At 53.9% G+C, this 18,857-nt stretch carries 18 protein-coding genes; 2 read left to right on the forward strand and 16 right to left on the reverse strand.

The genetic code is table 11. The features are described 5' to 3' along the window. Positions 1-61 precede the first annotated feature (61 nt). From ccmB to napF, 9 genes are read right to left on the reverse strand one after another with little or no spacing between them, the layout of a single operon-like run. On the reverse strand, positions 62-721 hold the full coding sequence (ccmB, locus tag OGV74_RS14655; protein WP_003027542.1) for a heme exporter protein CcmB: 660 nt from the start codon (positions 719-721) through the stop codon (positions 62-64). After that, positions 718-1,338, reverse strand: coding sequence for a cytochrome c biogenesis heme-transporting ATPase CcmA (ccmA, locus tag OGV74_RS14660; RefSeq protein ID WP_003027545.1), 621 nt, complete (start codon positions 1,336-1,338; stop codon positions 718-720). Before ccmA ends, ccmB begins: the two co-directional genes overlap by 4 nt. 20 nt (positions 1,339-1,358) lie before the next feature. Next, positions 1,359-1,961: a cytochrome c-type protein NapC gene (gene napC, locus OGV74_RS14665; RefSeq protein WP_003027548.1), complete on the reverse strand. Its 603-nt coding sequence runs from the start codon at positions 1,959-1,961 to the stop codon at positions 1,359-1,361. Between the two features lie 9 nt (positions 1,962-1,970). Beyond that, positions 1,971-2,420 carry a nitrate reductase cytochrome c-type subunit gene (gene napB, locus OGV74_RS14670; RefSeq protein WP_003027550.1) on the reverse strand — a complete coding sequence of 150 codons (450 nt, stop codon included), beginning with the start codon at positions 2,418-2,420 and terminating at the stop codon, positions 1,971-1,973. Next, on the reverse strand, positions 2,417-3,280 hold the full coding sequence (napH, locus tag OGV74_RS14675) for a quinol dehydrogenase ferredoxin subunit NapH (protein WP_086504355.1): 864 nt from the start codon (positions 3,278-3,280) through the stop codon (positions 2,417-2,419). The genes napB and napH overlap by 4 nt, the downstream gene beginning before the upstream one ends. After that, a complete protein-coding gene (gene napG / locus OGV74_RS14680; protein ID WP_003027555.1) occupies positions 3,267-3,962 on the reverse strand; it encodes a ferredoxin-type protein NapG in 696 nt (231 codons plus the stop codon). Before napG ends, napH begins: the two co-directional genes overlap by 14 nt. A 6-nt stretch (positions 3,963-3,968) precedes the next feature. Beyond that, positions 3,969-6,455, reverse strand: coding sequence for a nitrate reductase catalytic subunit NapA (gene napA, locus OGV74_RS14685; RefSeq protein ID WP_086504356.1), 2,487 nt, complete (start codon positions 6,453-6,455; stop codon positions 3,969-3,971). Beyond that, the gene (gene napD, locus OGV74_RS14690) at positions 6,452-6,715 is read right to left on the reverse strand and encodes a chaperone NapD (RefSeq protein WP_003027560.1); all 264 of its coding nucleotides are present in this window, start codon (positions 6,713-6,715) and stop codon (positions 6,452-6,454) included. The genes napA and napD overlap by 4 nt, the downstream gene beginning before the upstream one ends. Beyond that, positions 6,705-7,196 carry a ferredoxin-type protein NapF gene (napF, locus tag OGV74_RS14695; RefSeq protein WP_003027564.1) on the reverse strand — a complete coding sequence of 164 codons (492 nt, stop codon included), beginning with the start codon at positions 7,194-7,196 and terminating at the stop codon, positions 6,705-6,707. The genes napD and napF overlap by 11 nt, the downstream gene beginning before the upstream one ends. A 414-nt stretch (positions 7,197-7,610) precedes the next feature. Between napF and eco the strand changes: the two genes are divergently transcribed. Beyond that, positions 7,611-8,108 carry a serine protease inhibitor ecotin gene (gene eco, locus OGV74_RS14700; RefSeq protein ID WP_032950908.1) on the forward strand — a complete coding sequence of 166 codons (498 nt, stop codon included), beginning with the start codon at positions 7,611-7,613 and terminating at the stop codon, positions 8,106-8,108. Positions 8,109-8,200: 92 nt separating this feature from the next. On the opposite strand, the gene mqo is transcribed toward eco, so the two are convergent. After that, entirely contained in the window at positions 8,201-9,862 is a 1,662-nt protein-coding gene (gene mqo / locus OGV74_RS14705; protein ID WP_016150680.1) for a malate dehydrogenase (quinone), read from the reverse strand. A 278-nt stretch (positions 9,863-10,140) separates the two neighbouring features. On the opposite strand from mqo, the gene OGV74_RS14710 reads away from it, so the two are divergent. Next, positions 10,141-11,388 (forward strand): SulP family inorganic anion transporter, encoded by a 1,248-nt coding sequence (locus OGV74_RS14710; protein WP_086504965.1) that lies wholly within the window; start codon positions 10,141-10,143, stop codon positions 11,386-11,388. On the opposite strand, the gene mgtE is transcribed toward OGV74_RS14710, so the two are convergent. The 6 genes from mgtE to OGV74_RS14740 form a co-directional block, all read right to left on the reverse strand. Continuing rightward, positions 11,351-12,787 (reverse strand): magnesium transporter, encoded by a 1,437-nt coding sequence (mgtE, locus tag OGV74_RS14715; RefSeq protein ID WP_003027576.1) that lies wholly within the window; start codon positions 12,785-12,787, stop codon positions 11,351-11,353. The genes OGV74_RS14710 and mgtE overlap by 38 nt on opposite strands. Positions 12,788-12,892: 105 nt before the next feature. After that, the gene (locus OGV74_RS14720) at positions 12,893-14,536 is read right to left on the reverse strand and encodes a multidrug ABC transporter permease/ATP-binding protein (RefSeq protein ID WP_003027580.1); all 1,644 of its coding nucleotides are present in this window, start codon (positions 14,534-14,536) and stop codon (positions 12,893-12,895) included. 75 nt (positions 14,537-14,611) lie between these two features. Further along, the gene (gene alkB / locus OGV74_RS14725; protein WP_003027582.1) at positions 14,612-15,262 is read right to left on the reverse strand and encodes a DNA oxidative demethylase AlkB; all 651 of its coding nucleotides are present in this window, start codon (positions 15,260-15,262) and stop codon (positions 14,612-14,614) included. Continuing rightward, a complete protein-coding gene (ada, locus tag OGV74_RS14730) occupies positions 15,262-16,326 on the reverse strand; it encodes a bifunctional DNA-binding transcriptional regulator/O6-methylguanine-DNA methyltransferase Ada (RefSeq protein WP_286521031.1) in 1,065 nt (354 codons plus the stop codon). Before ada ends, alkB begins: the two co-directional genes overlap by 1 nt. Before the next feature lie 79 nt (positions 16,327-16,405). Further along, complete coding sequence (gene apbE, locus OGV74_RS14735) at positions 16,406-17,458, reverse strand: FAD:protein FMN transferase ApbE (RefSeq protein WP_086504358.1); 1,053 nt, start codon at positions 17,456-17,458, stop codon at positions 16,406-16,408. Between the two features lie 115 nt (positions 17,459-17,573). Next, the gene (locus OGV74_RS14740) at positions 17,574-18,689 is read right to left on the reverse strand and encodes a porin OmpC (protein ID WP_086504359.1); all 1,116 of its coding nucleotides are present in this window, start codon (positions 18,687-18,689) and stop codon (positions 17,574-17,576) included. Between the last annotated feature and the right edge of the window lie 168 nt (positions 18,690-18,857).

Genomic DNA, 18,857 nt, shown 5'->3' on the forward strand with positions numbered 1-18,857 from the left:
CTCCATAAATTAAAATCCGTTGTGCCGGAGCGCCTTGCCCGGCCTGCACATCTAATTCTCGTTACTGCACGCTTATCCGTAACGCCGCGGCTGTGGCAAACGGGCTTAACGTGGCGCTGCCGACCAGCAACGCACCCAGAATCGCCATGTACCCTTCAACCGGTAAGTGCATAGAAGCCGCATCCATCGCGGCGGTCGCAAAAATCAGTAAGGGTATGGTGAGCGGGAGTACCAGCACGCTTAACAGCACGCCGCCGCGCTTTAAGCCCACCGTCAACCCTACACCCGGCGCGCCGAGAAAACCCAGCGTCGGCGTTCCGAGTAACAAGGTCAGCGCCATAATTTTCCAGCCGTACATATCCATGCCCAGCAGCAGCGCGACCAGCGGCGAGAGGATCAGCAACGGCAGACCTGTCACGACCCAGTGCGCCATCACTTTCGCCAGCACCACGGCCGGTAGCGGTAACGGCAGCAGCATCAGTTGCTCAAGGCTGCCGTCCTGCAGATCATCACGAAACAGGCGTTCCAGCGCCAGCAATGACGCCAGCAGCGCCGCAACCCAGATGATGCCCGGCGCTATGCGCGCCAGCAGCTGTGGCTCCGGCCCAATACTCAGGGGGAACAGCGTAATAACAATCAGGAAGAACCATAAAGGATTAGCAATTTCCGCACTATGACGAAACGCAACTCGCAGTTCTAAACGAAAGATTCGCCACATCATTGCGTTGCCCTCTCACTGGTCAGCGCAATGCGTCGCACTTTATCGGTCTCGACATTGAGCGGTTGGTGGGTGGTGAGAATAACAATACCGCCCTGCTCCGTATGCTGCGCCATACGCTGAGTCAGTCGCTCAACGCCGTTCACATCAATGGCGGTAAAGGGTTCATCGAGGATCCACAGTCGGGCGCGGGTCAGCCACAAGCGGGCCAGCGCCACGCGCCGCTGTTGTCCGGCGGAAAGTTGGTTCACTGGGATATCTTCATATCCGGCAAGTCCCGCCTGCGCCAGCGCAGCCAGACACTGCGCGATGTCGCCGTCATGATGGAAGAAACGCAGGTTCTCCAACGCCGAAAGCCGGGTTTTTATCCCCGGCTGATGTCCGATCCACAGTAGTTGCTGATGGTAGCTGTCCCGCACGTGATGCAGCGGTTGCTCTTGCCAGCAAACCTCCCCTGCGTCGGGACGCGCCAGCCCGGTAAGCAACCGCAGCAGAGTGGTTTTCCCTGCGCCGTTGCTGCCGGTAATTTGTACCCATTCCCCTGCGTTGACGCGAAATGACAACTCGCTGAACAGTATTCTGTCATCCCGCTCGCAAAGTAATTCTCTGGCTTCAAGCATACCTGGTTATCTACATCCTGTTAAAAGCCCGGTTTGACTTCACGCATATCAGGCAGTTTGTGCGCTATCCCTTTATGGCAGTCAATACAGGTTTGCCCGTCTTTCACGGCCTGGTCGTGCATTTTGGCCGCGACGCCTTTCTGGGCGGTTAAATCCATAAACTCGAAGTTGTGACAGTTTCGACACTCTTGCGAATTGTTATCTTTCATACGCCGCCACTCATTTTGCGCCATCGTTAAACGATGATCTTCAAATTTCTGCGGTGTATCTATTAACCCCAGTGCTTTCGCGTACAGCTCTTTACTGGCCTTGATCTTACGGATCATTTTCGGGCCCCACTCGTGTGGGACGTGGCAATCAGGGCAAGTCGCTCGCACACCACTGCGGTTGTTGTAGTGTACGGTTTCCATGTATTCCTGGTACACCGTATTGCGCATTTCGTGACAGCTAATGCAGAACTCTTCTGTATTGGCCTTTTCCATACCGGTATTAAAGCCGCCCCAGAAAATAATGCCGCCCACAAAGCCGATTAACAACAGCGTGCCGAGCGCCAGACGGCTGGGGCGACGCCACCATTGCCAGACGCGCTTAATCCAGCCTGGTTTACGGTTAGAATTTTCCATAATGACCTCTTATTTCCCGTAACCTTTCGAGGGGGTGAAGGTATTTTCAACAATCGGCGCGGCGTCAGCCTGCGGAACGTGACATTGCAGGCAGAAATAACGACGCGGCGCAACCTCAGCCAATACCTTGCCGTCGCTGTCCATAAAGTGCGTCGGACTGATGCGCGGCGCACCGGTGGTGCGATAGCTTTCCACACCGTGGCATTGCAGGCAGCGGTTAGTGTTCGTCGTCACCTGATACCCTTCAACGCTATGCGGAACCATCGGCGGCTGATTCACATAGTTCAGCGGCATGCGCTCTTGCTCTTTCGGCATGCGAATCGCCCCTTCCTGTGTTCCTGAGACTTCCGGTGACTGGCTCAGATCCACTCCGTTTGCAGCCCAAACTGCCCCACTGACTAGCAAGGCCAGCGCGGCCATCCATTGACTCAGCGCTTTAATCAGGTCATGGCTTTTCATGATTTCGCTCCCGAACTCCATCGTGTTGTTATTGTAAAAACATCCTCAGAACAGACATCCACACAGCGACCGCAGGCCATGCAATCGCGACTGGTTACCTGCACCGGACTTTGCTCATCCAGCACCGGCGCACGTAGCACATGCGGTTCCGGGCAAACATGAAAACAATCCATACAGCGGTTACATCTGTTACGTTCTTTTGCCGAAACGGTTAATGCACCTTTGCTTCCCACCACGCTATACAGCGCACCCAGTGGGCAGAGATGCCCGCACCAGCCATGCTCAACGACCAGTAAATCAAATAAAAACAGCGCGAGGATCAGCAACGCTCCGCTACCGAATCCCATTACCAGGCTACGTCCCAGCAAAGAAACCGGGTTTATCCACTCCCACAGCAGCGTACCAGTCAGCGCTGAACCGACCAGAATGACCACCAGCAGGACGTACCGTATATGGCGCGGCAGGGTCGCAGACTGATTCAGGTCAAACCTTCTGCGCAACCAGCTGGCTAAATCGGTGACCGGGTTCATAGGACAAACCCAACTGCAAAACAGTCGCTTACCGGCCAGGGCATACAGCACCGTAATGATGGCTGCCCCCGTTAACGCCACCGTCGCTGGCAGATGCCCGCTGGCCAGGCTTTGCAGAGTAATCAGCGGATCGGTGAACGGGATAGCGCCCAGCAACAGGCTGCTACTGTAGTTGCCATGCAGAATCCAAACACCAAGCCACGGGCCGCTAAGGAACATCGCCAGTATCAGAAACTGACTCAGACGACGCAGCAGCAGCCAACGATGACTCTTCCACCATCCTTTTTTTGCCTGCGCTTCACGCCCGGCATCACGTTTACGATTTGCCATTGTTCCCCTCCAGCCAACCGAAGCGGTAATGGTGTCCTAACTCCCCTTTCGCCAGCGACAACGGCAGCACTTTTATTGCTGGCTGCTCCAGTACGCAGACTTTTTCGCATTTCCCACAGCCGGTACAGGCATCGCTGTGCACGGTAGGAATAAACCGCGCATGCTTGCCGGTACGCATGTTACGGTCCAGCTCCAGGGTGATCGCCTCATCGATTTTCGGGCACTCGCGATAGCAAACATCACAGCGTAATCCCTGGTAGTTGAGGCAGTTTTCGTGATCCAGCAGTACCGCCAGCCCCATACGCGAATCGTCAATGGATTCAATTTCTCTGTCCAACGCGCCGCTGGGGCAGACTTTGGCGCACGGAATGTCCTCACACATTTCGCAGGGAATATCACGGGCGATAAAATATGGCGTACCAGCCGCCAGCCCGGAGGCCAGCGTCGCCAGCTTCAGCGTGTCATACGGACATGCCTGAACGCACTGACCGCAACGTACGCAAGCGCTGGCAAATGCCTCCTCGCTCAGTGCACCTGGCGGGCGCAACCGCACGCCGGTTGCGCGTGCGGTTTGTTGTTGCAACCCCAGCGCCACGCCAACGACGGCCAGCCCGCCCGCTGCGCGAACCATATCGCGCAGAAAGCGGCGGCGGCCATTTTGGGGTTTTGCTGACCGGGACATAACGCGTTACACCTTCGCCAGTTTTACGGCGCACTTCTTGAAATCCGTCTCTTTTGAGAGCGGATCCGTCGCATCCAGCGTCAGGTTGTTCACCAGCTGTGCGGCGTCGAAGAACGGCATGTACACCAGCCCCTGCGGCGGACGGTTACGACCGCGTGTTTCAACAATCGAAATCACTTCGCCACGACGGGAAATCACTTTGACCTTATCGCCACGACGCAGATCGCGTGCTTTTGCATCCAGCGGGTGGATAAACAGCACAGCTTCCGGGAAAGCGCGGTGCAGTTCAGGCACACGACGCGTCATACTGCCGGTATGCCAGTGTTCCAGAACACGTCCGGTGGATAGCCACAGGTCATATTCTTTATCCGGCGCTTCAGCAGCAGGCTCAAACGGCAGCGCGAAGATAACCGCTTTACCGTCCGGTTTACCGTAGAACTTGTAGCTTTCACCTGCTTTCACGTAAGGGTCGTTGCCTTCGCTGTAGCGCCACTGGGTCTCTTTGCCTTCAACGACCGGCCAACGTAAACCGCGGGCTTTGTGGTAATCGTCAAATGGCGCAAGGTCATGCCCGTGACCGCGACCAAACCAGGCGTACTCTTCGAACAACCCTTTTTGCAGATAGAAGCCCAGCTCGCGGGATTCATCATTCAGTTGATCTTCAGCCAGTTCAGTCACCGGGAATTTTGTCACTGTTGGCGTGGCAAACAGCACGTCATACAGCGTTTTGCCACGCAGCTCCGGTTTTTGTGCCAACAGCTCTTCGGGCCACACTTCTTCTGTTTTGAAGCGACGAGAGAACTGCACCAGTTGCCACAGATCCGACTTCGATTCGCCCGGTGCTTTAATCTGCTGACGCCAGAACTGTGTACGGCGTTCAGCGTTACCGTAGGCACCTTCTTTCTCTACCCACATCGCAGTCGGCAGGATCAGGTCAGCAGACAAGGCACTGACCGTCGGGTACGGATCGGAGACGATGATGAAGTTGCGCGGATCGCGCCAGCCCGGCATACGCTCCTCATTGATGTTCGGACCAGCCTGCATGTTGTTGGTACACATCGCCCAGTAGACATTGAGCTTGCCATCTTTCAGCGCGCGGTCTTGTGCCACGGCGTGCAGACCGATTTTTGCCGGAATGGTCCCTGACGGAATATTCCAGTGCTTCTCGCAGATATCGCGGTGTTTTTCGTTTGTCACCACCATGTCCGCAGGCAGACGATGGGAGAATGTACCGACTTCACGCGCGGTGCCGCATGCGGAAGGCTGGCCGGTCAGAGAGAACGGGCCGCAGCCTGGCTGGGAGATTTTGCCAGTCAGCAAGTGCAGGTTATAGACCAGGTTGTTAGCCCATACGCCGCGGGTGTGCTGGTTAAAGCCCATCGTCCAGTAGGAGATGACTTTTTTCTTCGGATCGGCATACAGCTGTGCCAGCTGTTCCAACTGATCTTTTGGTACGCCGGTCATTTCGGCGGTTTTATCCAGCGTGTACTCAGCAACGAAGGCTTTGTAATCCTCAAAGCTCATCGGTTCAGAGGCATCGGATCCCGGGTTTTTCGCCGCTTTTTCCAGCGGATGGGTCGGACGCAGACCGTAGCCGATGTCCGTCACGCCTTTACGCAGGTTGACGTGCTTGCTAAAGAAATCCTGGTTAATCGCATTGTTTTGAATGATGTAGTTCGCGATGTAGTTGAGGATCACCAGATCGGTTTGCGGCGTGAAGACCATACCGTTATCCGCCAGCTCAAAGCTGCGGTGCTGGAAAGTGGAGAGAACCGCGACGTTGACGTTAGGATCGGACAGACGACGGTTGGTGATGCGCGACCACAGGATCGGGTGCATCTCTGCCATATTCGCGCCCCACAGGACGAAGGCGTCTGCATGTTCGATATCGTCATAGCAGCCCATCGGTTCATCCATACCGAAGGTACGCATGAAGCCGACTACCGCTGAGGCCATGCAGTGACGTGCGTTCGGGTCGATGTTATTGGAACGGAAACCCGCTTTAAACAATTTGGCAGCGGCATAACCTTCCCAAATCGTCCACTGGCCAGAGCCGAACATGCCGATAGATTCCGGGCCTTTCTCTTTCATCGACGTTTTGAATTTCTCTTCCATCACGTCAAAAGCCTGGTCCCAGCTAATCGGGGTGAACTCGCCTTCTTTGTGATATTTGCCGTCTTTCATGCGCAGCATCGGCTGCGTTAAACGGTCTTTCCCGTACATGATTTTCGGCAGGAAGTAACCTTTGATGCAGTTAAGCCCACGGTTAACCGGCGCATCCGGATCGCCCTGGCATGCCACAACACGCCCTTGCTGCGTTCCGACCAATACGCCGCAGCCCGTCCCGCAAAAACGGCACGGGGCTTTGTCCCATTTGATGGCTTCTTGCTGACCGACTACCGCGCGGGCAACGCCCGGCACGCTTAACCCGGCAGCCGCCGCAGCGGCCGCAACGGCGTTAGCTTTCATAAAGCTACGACGACTGAGTTTCATGGTGTTTCCTCACCTTGCTCATCCTGCTGGTGATAAACCAGCGACACCGCCAGCACGCCCGCAACGTTGCGCACTGACTCAATTGTTTTCATTAGCGTTTCACTTTGCTCAGCTTCCACCACCACAATCAACTGACCACTTTCCACATCGCTGAGGGCAACTTCGCAACCGGGAAAGGAACGCAACTGCGTGGCGATATCGTTGATATGCTGGCTTTTGGCCTGAACGACCAGGCTGCAGACCTGCCAGTTATTGTCCATGGTTGTACTCCGCATTAATGGCTGATACCGGGCAGATAGCGACACAGGCGCCACATCCGTTACAGTCCTGATTGTCGAGCTGCGGCTGATAAATGCCGGACAGCGTGGGGCGAAAGGTTATTGCCATGGGCTCGCAGCTATCCTGACAGCGGTGACATTCAACGGACTGATGTGCGAGACAGTTTTCCCCAATCGTAAAGTTCAGATCCCATGCCCTGGTGTGGCGCGGAAGAAAAAGTGATTCGGGACAGGCTTCTGCGCAGGCATAGCAAAAGCTGCACTCGCCGTGTTTGAAATTTACGCTCGGGTAACCACCCTGGCCTCGCTGCAGGATGTCGGTTTCGCACGCCTGGATGCAGGCGTCACAACGGAGGCAATGGGCCAGAAAGTGAGAGTCTTCCTTGCTCCACGGCGGACGGATCCCTGCACTGGCGTTTCGCCAACTGCCTGTCAACATGCCTCGACGGGATAAATCAACCATGACATTGTCCTTCCATAATGACGCCCTCCCTCGGCGGGTTGAACGACATAAAAAAACTGCACTATTTATGAGTAGTTATTTTTAGCCGTAAGATATTTCAGGATGTGTTAGAGGTGCATACCCCAATTGGGGTAAATGCTGTTGCCGGATCAAAGGAGTGTTGAGTTGGCGGGAAAAAATGCGCTTTTGCTCACATTTCAATGAGTTATATAACAACGTATATAGCGACTCATTCAAAAAGATAAAGATTTCAACATTAGGATGATTCCTGGAATATATCGCTATATTGATAGTAAAGCCCTATCTAATACACCTTAAATATAAGTAAACTCAGATTAATAGATTATCTAAATATGTTAACCTGCTACAGACTCGTTCATAAGACAGAAGAAAGGAAACACTGTGAACAATAAGATGAAGACAATTGTCCCTGCCGTACTTTTCGCCGCCTTTGCCAGCACCTCTGCGTGGGCCGCCAGTAACGATACCGGCGCTCAGCCGCTGGAAAAAGTCGCCCCTTATCCTAAGGCGGAAAAGGGTATGAAGCGCCAGGTTATCCAGCTTACCCCTGAGAAAGATGAATCTACTCTGAAAGTAGAACTGCTGATCGGACAAACGCTGGAAGTTGACTGCAACCAACACCGCCTTGGCGGCGAACTGGACAGCAAAACGCTGGAAGGTTGGGGATATGACTACTACGTCTTCGACAAAGTCACATCTCCGGTTTCAACCATGATGGCCTGCCCGGACGGTAAGAAAGAGAAGAAATTCATTACTGCGTATCTGGGTGATGACGGCATGCTCCGTTACAACAGCAAGCTGCCGATTGTGGTCTACACCCCGGAAAACGTGGACGTTAAATACCGTATCTGGAAAGCAGAAGATAAAATTCAGGACGCAGTCGCGCGCTAAGTCAGGATGTGCCGGATGGCGGCGTACCGCCTTATCCGGCCTACAAACGCATAAAACAGGCCGGATAAGCGCAGCGCCATCCGGCATTGTATTTACAGTGCGATATCCGCGACGGCTTTCTGTTCAGGCTGCGGTTGTGCCTGAGGTTTCAGCTGTGGTTTCGGTGCTTCATCAGCAACCTGCGGCTTGTCATATTTCAGACCCAGAACCTCACTGGTGTACTGCAACTCTTGTTCGGTAGCCTCAACGTTACCGTTCAGCTTAGTACCATAAGACGGAATGATGGTTTTCAGCTTCGCCTGCCACTCGGGGCTGGCCACTTTATCTTTAAACACTTTTTCCATCAGATGCAGCATGATCGGTGCCGCGGTTGATGCGCCCGGAGAAGCTCCCAGCAGCGCAGCAATCGTGCCTTCTTTATCGCTGACGACTTCAGTACCCAGACGCAACACGCCGCCCTTCTCCGCATCGCTTTTGATGATCTGCACACGCTGGCCCGCCTGCCATAAACGCCAGTCTTCTTTTTTCGCCTGCGGATAGTACTCTTGCAGCGCAGCAAAACGGTCGTCGTCGCTGAGCATCACCTGGCTCACCAGATATTTCACCAGATCGAAGTTATCCAGACCCACGTTGACCATCGGCATAAAGTTCGACGTGGTGGTCGAGCTGAGCAGATCCCACAATGAACCGTTTTTCAGGAACTTGGTGGAGAATGTCGCGAATGGCCCAAACAGCACAACGCGCTTGCCATCAAGGATACGCGTGTCGATGTGCGGTACGGACATCGGCGGCGCGCCAACGGAGGCCTGACCGTACACTTTCGCCAGGTGGCGGTTGACTACGTCCGGATTGTCCGCAACCAGGAACTGCCCGCCCACCGGGAATCCGGCATAGCCTTTCGCTTCCGGAATGTCGGTTTCCTGCAACAGCTTCAGCGCAGCGCCACCGGCACCGATAAAGACAAACTTCGCCTTGATATCATGTTCCGCTTCGTTATTTTTCAGATCGGCGACCGTGACCGTCCAGCTATTGTCGGCATTACGCTTAAAACCGCGCACTTCGGTGCTCAACTGCAGCGCAAAGTTGGGCTTTTTCTGCAATGAGGTAATCAACTGGCGCGTGATTTCGCCGTAGTTCACGTCAGTACCAATCTCGGTACGCGTTGCTGCGACTTTCTGTTTTGGATCACGACCTTCCATGACCAGCGGCGCCCACTCTTTAATCTGCGCGTGATCTTCAGAATAACGCATACCGCGGAATAACGTGCTCTGTTGCAATGCGGCGTAACGGGCACGCAGGAAGTTGACGTTCTCGTCACCCCAGACAAAACTCATGTGCGGAACGGTAGTGATAAACGAGCGTGGTTCATGCATCACGCCATTATTAACCTGATATGCCCAAAACTGGCGGGAAATCTGGAAGGCTTCGTTAATGTCGACTGCCTTTTCAATGCTGATGCTACCGTCTGCCTTTTTAGGCGTGTAGTTCAGCTCCATCAGTGCGGAGTGTCCCGTTCCGGCGTTATTCCAGCCATTTGAGCTTTCCTGCGCTACACCATCCAGTCGCTCAACCATGGTCATTGACCATTGCGGCTCCAGCTCCTGTAAATAGGTTCCCAGCGTGGCGCTCATGATGCCGCCGCCAATCAACAGTACATCCGTTTCCTGCTCTTCCGCCGCTTTCGCTTTTGCCGCCATCGAGACAACATTCAGCCCTACAGCCATGGTGAAGAGCATGGCAGTCACTTTTTTCATAATGTTAATGCCTTACTTTTAGTATCGCTTTTTTGCTTTTAATGCAGGTGAAAATCGAGCGGTATCAACGGTAACACTTAAGTAAAAATAATTAAATATTGTTTATAAATTATATTTAATTATTAAAAATGTTATTAATACGTTGATAGTTTATATGGTTATTGACAATCATTTCTGGAAACCAGTCCGTCAGACGGGTACTATGCTGCGCTTTGCTATTCACCGCACGGATGCCTGTCGGTCTGCTGTATCAGGCCATTTTTGACCTGAGTGTAACTATGTCTGCAACTCAACATTCCTCTGTCGCAGTCGCGGAAAACGCGACCCGTGCCGTGCTCCGCCAACCCCGTCTGCTGGTTCGCGAAACACTGGCCGGTGTGGTAACCGCCCTGGCGCTGATCCCGGAAGTGATTTCGTTTTCCGTTATCGCAGGCGTTGATCCTAAAGTCAGTCTGATCGCCTCCGTCGTACTGTGCCTGGCGATGTCCTTTTTAGGTGGTCGTCCCGCAATGGTTACCGCCGCTGCAGGATCGGTTGCGCTGGTGATTGGTCCGATGGTGCATCAACACGGCGTGCAATACATCCTGCCTGCAGTGGTGCTGGCCGGAATGATTCAAATCCTGTTTGGTGTATTGGGAATGGCACGTCTGATGCGATTCATCCCTACGGCCGTGATGACCGGATTTGTCAACGCACTAGGTATTTTGATTTTCTTTGCCCAGGTCCCTCATTTCTGGGGGAAAAGCCCGCTCATCTGGGGGCTGTTTGTCCTGACGCTGCTGATTGTGCTGTGGGCTCCGCGGTTTATTAAAGCAATCCCCGCACCGCTTATCGCCATCGTGCTGCTGACCGTGTTCACTGTCACCAGTGGGCAACTGTTACCGACCGTCGGTGACGAAGGTTCGATGAGCGGCGGCCTGCCGGGTTTCACCCAGTTGTTGGTTCCGCTCAACCTGCAAACGCTGGCAATTATCTGGCCCTGCGCGCTGAGTATCGCTTTTGTTGGTTTGATGGAGTCACTGTTAACCGCCCGTCTGGTGGATGACCTGACGGTGACGCCGTCGAATAAAAATCGCGAGAGTGCCGGGCTGGGGATAGCCAATATTCTGGCCGGGTTTTATGGCGGCATCGCCGGGTGCGCGATGATTGGTCAAACCATCGTTAACGTCGAGATGGGCAAAGGACGCAGCCGCGTCTCGACGGTTGCCGCCGGACTGATATTACTACTGTTAGTCACTGGGTTAAGCGAAGTGATGGCAGAAATACCCATGTCGGTGCTGGCGGGAATTATGGTGATTGTGGCGGTAAAAACCTTCAGTTGGCACAGCATCCAGCCCGCCACGCTGAGGAAACTCCCCGTCACTGAAACGCTGGTGATGCTGATGACCGTCGCTGCCACGGTGTCCACCGGCAACCTGGCGATTGGCGTGGTTGCCGGGGTGATTGCAATGCTCATTCTGCCGCGTATCGTCAGAGGCAAACGCGCGACTACATCAGAAACAGCGTTGCCAGACCGAGAAAAATAAAGAATCCCCCGGTATCGGTGATAGCCGTAATCATGACGCTCGAGCCGACCGCCGGGTCGCGCCCGAGCTTCACCATCGTCATCGGAATGATGACCCCCATTAATGCTGCCATCAACAAATTAAGCATCATCGCCAGGGTCATTACTCCGCCGAGCGCCATGTCATCGTACAGCCACCAGGTAATACCGCCCATAATTCCGCCCCATACGAGGCCATTAATCACTGCCACGCCCATTTCGCGCAGGATCAAAAACGTCAGGTTCCCCGGCTGAATATTTTGTAGCGCCAGCGCTCGAACGATCATGGTGATGGTTTGATTCCCGGTATTGCCGCCAATTCCCGCCACAATTGGCATCAGCGAGGCCAGCGCCACCAGTTGCGAAATCGTATGTTCAAAACCGTCGATCACCCGCGAGGCGATAAAGGCGGTACAGAGGTTAACGGCCAGCCACGCCCAACGGGTTTTTACCGCTTTGGTAACGGGCGCAAACACATCCTCTCCGGCGCTTAAGCCCCCCATTCGACGCAAATCGGTATCAGTTTCTTCATAAACCACATCGACGATCTCATCGATAGTTAAGCGGCCCATCAGCTTGCCTGAAGGGTCAACGACTGCAGCACTGACCAGGTCGTCACGTTCGAAGGTACGTGCAGCGTTTTCAGCGATATCGTCCGGAGAAAAGGTGAGCGGGTCATCTTCCATCACCTCGCTGACTTTGCGTTGCACATCATTGAGCAGAATACAGGTTAGCGTCAATTCGCCAACCAGCACTTTATTGCGATCGGTCACGAAGAGTTTATCGGTGTTCTCCGGCATTTTGCCCAACCGTCGCAGGTAGCGTTGCACCACTTCCAGCGTCACGTCCGGACGCACGGTGATGACTTCGAACTCCATAATCGCGCCGACGCGATTCTTCTCGTAATGCATTACCTGGCGGACACGCGCCCGCTCTTCGGCTGGTAACGTCGCCAGCAACCGTCCAGTGAGGTTACGCGGGAGATGCTGCACCAGATAAATCTGTTCATCGATATCGAGATATTGCAGCGCATCCAGTATTTCGCGGTCACTCATCTCATCGATCAGGTCGTCCCAGACGTTTTCAGACGCCTCAAGCAGGACGTTACCACGCTTTTCACTTTCGACCAGTCGCCACAGGGCGTGACGCTCTTCTGAAGGTAATGCTTCGAGGGTATCGGCTAAATCGGGAGGCGGCAGGTGGGCGACCAGCGCCCCTACCTCAGCAATATCGTCGGCTAACGTACCGACGTCATATTGCTCAGCCAGGGTAAGCTTGCCCAACAGTGTTGAAATAATGGCTTTATCAGTGGTCAGCAGCCAGATAAGGCGCGCACGCTCTTCATCACGCAGCCTGGCGCTGTTTTTGTTTATTACGGACATTAATCATAAATCCATGATATGAAATATCATTAATCATGATGCCGATTTATGTAAATAACAATAAACAGTGCCGCCGGGTGGCTAAAAAACCGGCGGCACGTGGGATCAGGCTGTGCGAGCCACCGCGTCACGCGAGGCGGCTTCACGTTCATCGCCCAGCAGTTCACTCAACTGTCCGTTACGCATTTCCAGCAGACGATCGGCGTGAATAAAATAGTGATCGTCGTGGCTAATGGCGAAAATGGTTTTGCCCATTTCCTGCATCAAAGGCAATAGCACCTGATAGAACTCCCGGCGGAAATGGGGATCCTGATCGGCAGCCCATTCGTCCAGCAGAATGATGTCGCGCTCCTCCGCCAGAGCCAGCAGCAGCGCCACGCGTTTCTTCTGCCCTTTCGACAGTTTCAGATTGAGGATACGGCCATCGCTCAGCTCCAGCTTGTGCCCCATCTTCAGATGTTCCAGCCACTTCGCCACCAACTGCGGATTAGCCTCTTTACCTTCCGGCCCCAGCAGTTTGTCGAACAGCCAGACGTCAGTAAACACGGCGGAGAATAGCTTGCGGTAGTCTTCCGGTTTTTCAACGGCAACGGCCTTACCATCAAGCAATATTTCGCCTGACTGCGGCTGGTATAGACCGGTCAGTAACATCGCCAGCGTAGATTTCCCGCTACCGTTACCGCCAATCAGAAAGATCAGTTCACCGCGATGAATCGTCAGATTCACTGGTCCAACGGAGAAGGCGTTATCCTGATAGTGGAATACCACGTTACGTAACTCCAGCGTCTGCCAGTTCGGAAACGCATTTGGACGCGGGAATTCGGCCTTAAAGGGCGCCAGGGCAAACCTGTTCAGCTTGTTGAAGGCCACCTGCGCGGTGAGCAGCGTCGGTAGCGCGCCAACGGCAGAGAGCAGCGGCGTGCGCAGAAATAGCAGGGTCAGAGAATAGGTCGCCGCCACGGCAGTATCGGCCCATCCCAGACTGTTGGCCATCCAGAACACCAGGCCAATGGCGCCCAGCATCATAATGTTCGACCAGTTTACCGCGCTCAGGTGGAAAGTATCGGCGCGAATAATATGGTGACGGTACTCTTTGGCATCCGGGACATACATCTGATTAAAGATATGCTCGGCACGCTCACGGTTGAGCGTCAGCTCTTTGCGCCCTTCCAGTACCGTCTGATAATCGTTGTACAGTTTGTCTTCGGTTTCACGCAGGGTGGCCATGTGTTTATACACCCGCGCCACCAGCACAAATCCGCCCCAGATGGTGATTGCCATCCAGATTGCCGTCACCAGCAGCATTTTAGTCGACAGCATCGCCAGATACGCCGCCGACCCAACGGTCAGAATAATTCCCTGCACCAGTTCAGGCAGACGAACAAAGGCGATGGTGATGTTGCGGATGTCGCTGGTTAAACCCGCCAGCAACGAGGCGCTGCCAAGCTGTTCGATACGCTCGACGTGGGTGTCCAGAATCCGTTTGATAAATTCGCTACGCAGTCGGTAGACAAAGTGGTGTCCCAGCGTGGTGAGCGCCAGTTGTGAACCGAGGGTGACGGCCATCAATAACAGCAGCAGGCCAAGAAACTCCGGTAGCACCATCAGAGTGGTGTCGACCGTTTCAATCAAACGCTGGTTGATAAACGCAATCAGCCCAATCCCCAACGCGGCGCTGGCGAGGCTGAGCGCCATCACGCTGATAAATGGCCAGCGATACTGCCGCCAGACAAGAAGTAAAAGTTCCATGCGAACAACCCGGGCAAGTAATAACAGCCCGCAGTTTAAACATCTCTTCGCTGACAGCAATAATAATTCTTATTTTTATTCTTTTTTACCTGCCTGACGAAACGTCAGATTGTAACGACAGTCTCCGGTCAACGGATGATACCCCGTTTTAAGCGGCTGGATCCCATGATAAAACAGCCGCGAATTACCGCCCCACACCACGACATCGCCATGCTCCAGCAGCAAACGCTTTAAAGGGTCATTACGGCGCAATCCGCCAAATTGAAAGATGGCCGGTAGCCCCAGCGATACAGAGACAATCGGCGCCCGCAGGTCGGGCTCGTCTTTATCCTGATGTAAGGACAGTTTTGCCCCTGGCGTGTAGCGGTTAATCAGGCAGGCATCGGGTTGAAAATCAGCATAGCCCGCCGCCGTCGCCGCCTGTTGACACAGGTCAGCAAATGCATCCGGCAGCGGCGGCCAGTGCACGCCGGTGAGTGGATCAAACGGAGAATAAAGATAGCCATGCTGATCCGTCGTCCAGCCCAGATGGCCGCAGTTGGTCATTGCCACCGACATCGTATAGCCGCCGGGCGTTACCATCTGACGAAACGGCGACTGTCTGGCGACAGCCGCTATCGCCTGCAGTAAAGTGGGTGCAGAGTCAAAAGCGAAACGTCGCAGAATAACCGCACCTGAAGCCAGCGGCTCCTGCCAGGGTTTAGCATCCGCAAAAAGATCGAGCATTATGTTTCCTCGCCAGTAGTTTCCCGTTGCAGTAACTGCGCCTTGCGCGCAATACCCCATCGGTAGCCCGAAAGTGCGCCATCACCACGGATCACCCGGTGACACGGTATAACAATCGCCAGTTTGTTGGCCCCACAGGCACTGGCCACCGCGCGTACCGCCTTCGGTTTGCCGATGGCGCTGGCCAGCTGTTGGTAGCTCATTGTTTCGCCGCACGGAATTGCGCGCAGCGCCTGCCACACCTGCTGCTGAAATGCGGTGCCCCGGATATCCAGGGGTAGCGATAGCGACGCATCACGCGAGTTGATCGCGGCGATCACTTCGCGCACGTGCTGCTGAAAATCGGCATCTGCAGGAACATCCTGCGCGGCGGGAAACAGCTCATGCAGATCCGCAACTAACGTGGCGTCATCATCACCAAGTAAGATCGCACAGATACCCCGCTCGCTTTCTGCCACCAGACAACGACCCAGAGCGCAATCTGCGAGGGTATAGCGTACAAAAACGTTGTCGCCACCTTTACGAAATTGCTTTGCGGTCATGCCTAATGTCTGATCCGCTTTGCGGTAATAGCTGCTGCTGTCGGGGAATCCGGCGTTGAGAATCGCCTGCGTAACCGGAACACCTTTCGCCAGAGCATCGCGCAGACGGCGGGCACGCCAGGACTGCTGCCACGCTTTCGGGGTCATGCCTGTCGTAGCTTTGAACAAGCGATGTAAGTGATACGGGCTCATTGCCACCTGTTGTGCCAACTCGTCCAGCGTAAGAGGTGACTCTTGCTCCAACAACTGGTAGGCGCGGGCAATTTTGTCCAGTCGATGCTGTTGCGCGCTGTCTTTATCCGGCTGGCAGCGCTTACAGGGGCGAAACCCGGCAGCCTGCGCCTGCTGAGCATCAGAGAAAAAGCAGACATTTTTGCGCAGCGCATGTTTTGCCCGACAGGACGGACGGCAGAAAATACCGGTGGTCTGGACGGCAAAAACAAAATGACCGTCGGCGTCGGCGTCACGAGCCAAAACGGACTGCCAACGGTCATCGTCAGTGATGCGTAAACGATTTTTCATTTCGGACTCCTTTGTTAAGCATAGCGCTTAGCGTCAGTGTGTCCCCATAGCCGGATACAAAAACCCGCAATCTTGCTTTTTAATTTTTTCCGCTGACCAGAAAGCTTGTGAACTGCGGCGACATCCAGGTGTTAAACCCTTCGCCCTCTTTCATAATCATATAGACCGCCAGCCCTTCACGACGCACAACTTCTTTGGCCTTTTCCGGGCCGAGCACCATCAATCCAGTATCCCAGCCGTCAGCTTCCAGCGCCGTTGGCGCAATGACCGTTACGGACACCAGGTTGTGTTCAATCGGACGACCGGTTTGCGGATCGATAACATGGGAAAGACGCTTGCCATCCAGCTCATAATAGTTACGGTAGCTGCCGGAGGTGCTAATGCCATGCCCGTTAATGTCTACAATCGCCTGCACCGCGTTTTCACGATCGGTCGGTTTCTGAATTGCGACACGCCACGGATGCCCTTCAGCATTCATACCGCGGCTGTTTAGCGCGCCGCCAACTGAAACCAGATAACGGGCGATCCCTTCCTGCTCCATTAATCGAGCCAAATGATCGGCGGCGTACCCTTCGCCAACGGTAGAGAGATCCACATACAGATCCGGCAAGTCTTTTTGCAGGTAGTTCTGATGCGCTTCATTCACGACCTTCAGATGTGAAAGTCCGGTTTGCGCTTTTGCAGCGTCAATTTGCCCTTGGGTGGGAATATGCAACGGTTGCTGATCCGGGCCAAAGCCCCACAGGTTGACTAACGGCCCCACGGTGATATCCATAGCCCCATCGGTTTTTGCACCAATGCGTAGCGCCGAGGTCACGATATCCGCCATGGCGTCGCTAACCGGCCATGGTGACAAACTATTCGATAAGTTAAAGCGCATCAATGCAGAGTCATTTTTATAAGTGGAGAGCAGTTGATCATCGGCATCAAGCTGAGTCTGGATCTTCACCTGTAGTTCTGCGGCGCGTTTTGCATCGACGCCCACGACACTGACCCGCCAGAAAGTGCCCATGGTTTTACCTTCCAGAACGGTGGCTGGCGTTGTGGTCTGAGCAGGTTTCGGGGCTTCATCGCACCCGACAAAAAAAATCGTCACCGCCAGCAGCGCTGCGCGATAAAATTTCATTTCCATACGTAATTATCCTCATGCGAACGCGCGCAAGAGTACACCAAAAATCGTTGTTTGTACGGCGGAAAAACAGCATTAAAAAAGGCCCCGCAGGGCCTTTGATAACAATAAATGTAGATTAGAACTGGTAAACCAGACCCAGCGCTACGATATCATCGGTACCGATACCTGCGTCACGGGTGAACTGATTGTCATCCAGCAGGTTGATTTTGTAATCAACATAGGTGGACATGTTTTTGTTGAAGTAGTAAGTCGCGCCAACATCAACATATTTCACGATGTCTTCGTCGCCATAGCCACGGCCCAGGTCTTTACCTTTAGACTGCAGGTAAGCCACGGACGGACGCAGACCGAAGTCGAACTGGTACTGAGCAACCGCTTCGAAGTTCTGTGCTTTGTTAGCCCAACCCAGGGAGCCTGCACGCGTTGCGTTGTAGGTCTGAGTGTACTGAGTTGCAAAGTAGAAGTTGTTCGCGTCGTATTTAATACCACCGGTATAGGTTTCAGCACGGTCGCCGGTACCGAAGTTCAAACGGTTCTGTTCGTCGGTACGTTTGGAACTGGTGACTGCAGTACCCAGAGAGAAGCCTTCGCCGATATCATAAGTGATAGATCCGCCAACGCCGTCGCCATTCTGACGCAGTGCTTCACGACCGTTGTTGGTCACGCCAGTGAAAGTTCTGCCGGTATCGTCTTCGCCACTCACGCTACCGTTTTTACCCTGGTACTGAATGGCAAAGTTCAGGCCATCAACCAAACCGAAGAAGTCGGTGTTACGGTAGGTCGCGAAGCCGTTACCACGCTGCTGCATGAAGTTGTCAGAACCGTAGGTGTCGCCGCCGAATTCCGGCAGAACGTCGGTCCAGGACGTTACATCGTAAACTACGCCGTAGTTACGACCGTAGTCGAATGAACCCACGTCTGCGAATTTCAGACCCGCAAACGCCACACGGGTCCAGGCGTTGTTTTCATTTTCTGCGGAGTTACCCTGAATCTGGTATTCCCACTGGCCGTAACCGGTCAGTTGGTCATTAACCTGAGTTTCGCCTTTGAAGCCGATACGCATATAGGTTTGGTCACCGTCAGCGCTTTTGTCATTGGAGAAATAGTGCAGACCGTCGACTTTGCCGTACAGGTCTAATTTGTTGCCGTCTTTGTTATAAATTTCAGCCGCATTCGCTGCGCCTGCTACCAGCAGTGCTGGTACCAGGAGGGACAGTACTTTAACTTTCATGTTATTAACCCTCTGTTATATGCCTTTATTGCTTTTTTATGCCACTGCATACTGATTAAGGTCATTAACCAGTCGGCAACTTCATTCTCCGCAAAAACACAGAATAATCCAACACGAATATGATACTAAAACTTTTAAGGTGTTTCATTTATCTGCATAGATGTTTCA

The organism is Citrobacter sp. Cf116, from assembly GCF_030336505.1.
In the GTDB taxonomy this organism is placed as follows: Bacteria; Pseudomonadota; Gammaproteobacteria; order Enterobacterales; family Enterobacteriaceae; genus Citrobacter; species Citrobacter freundii.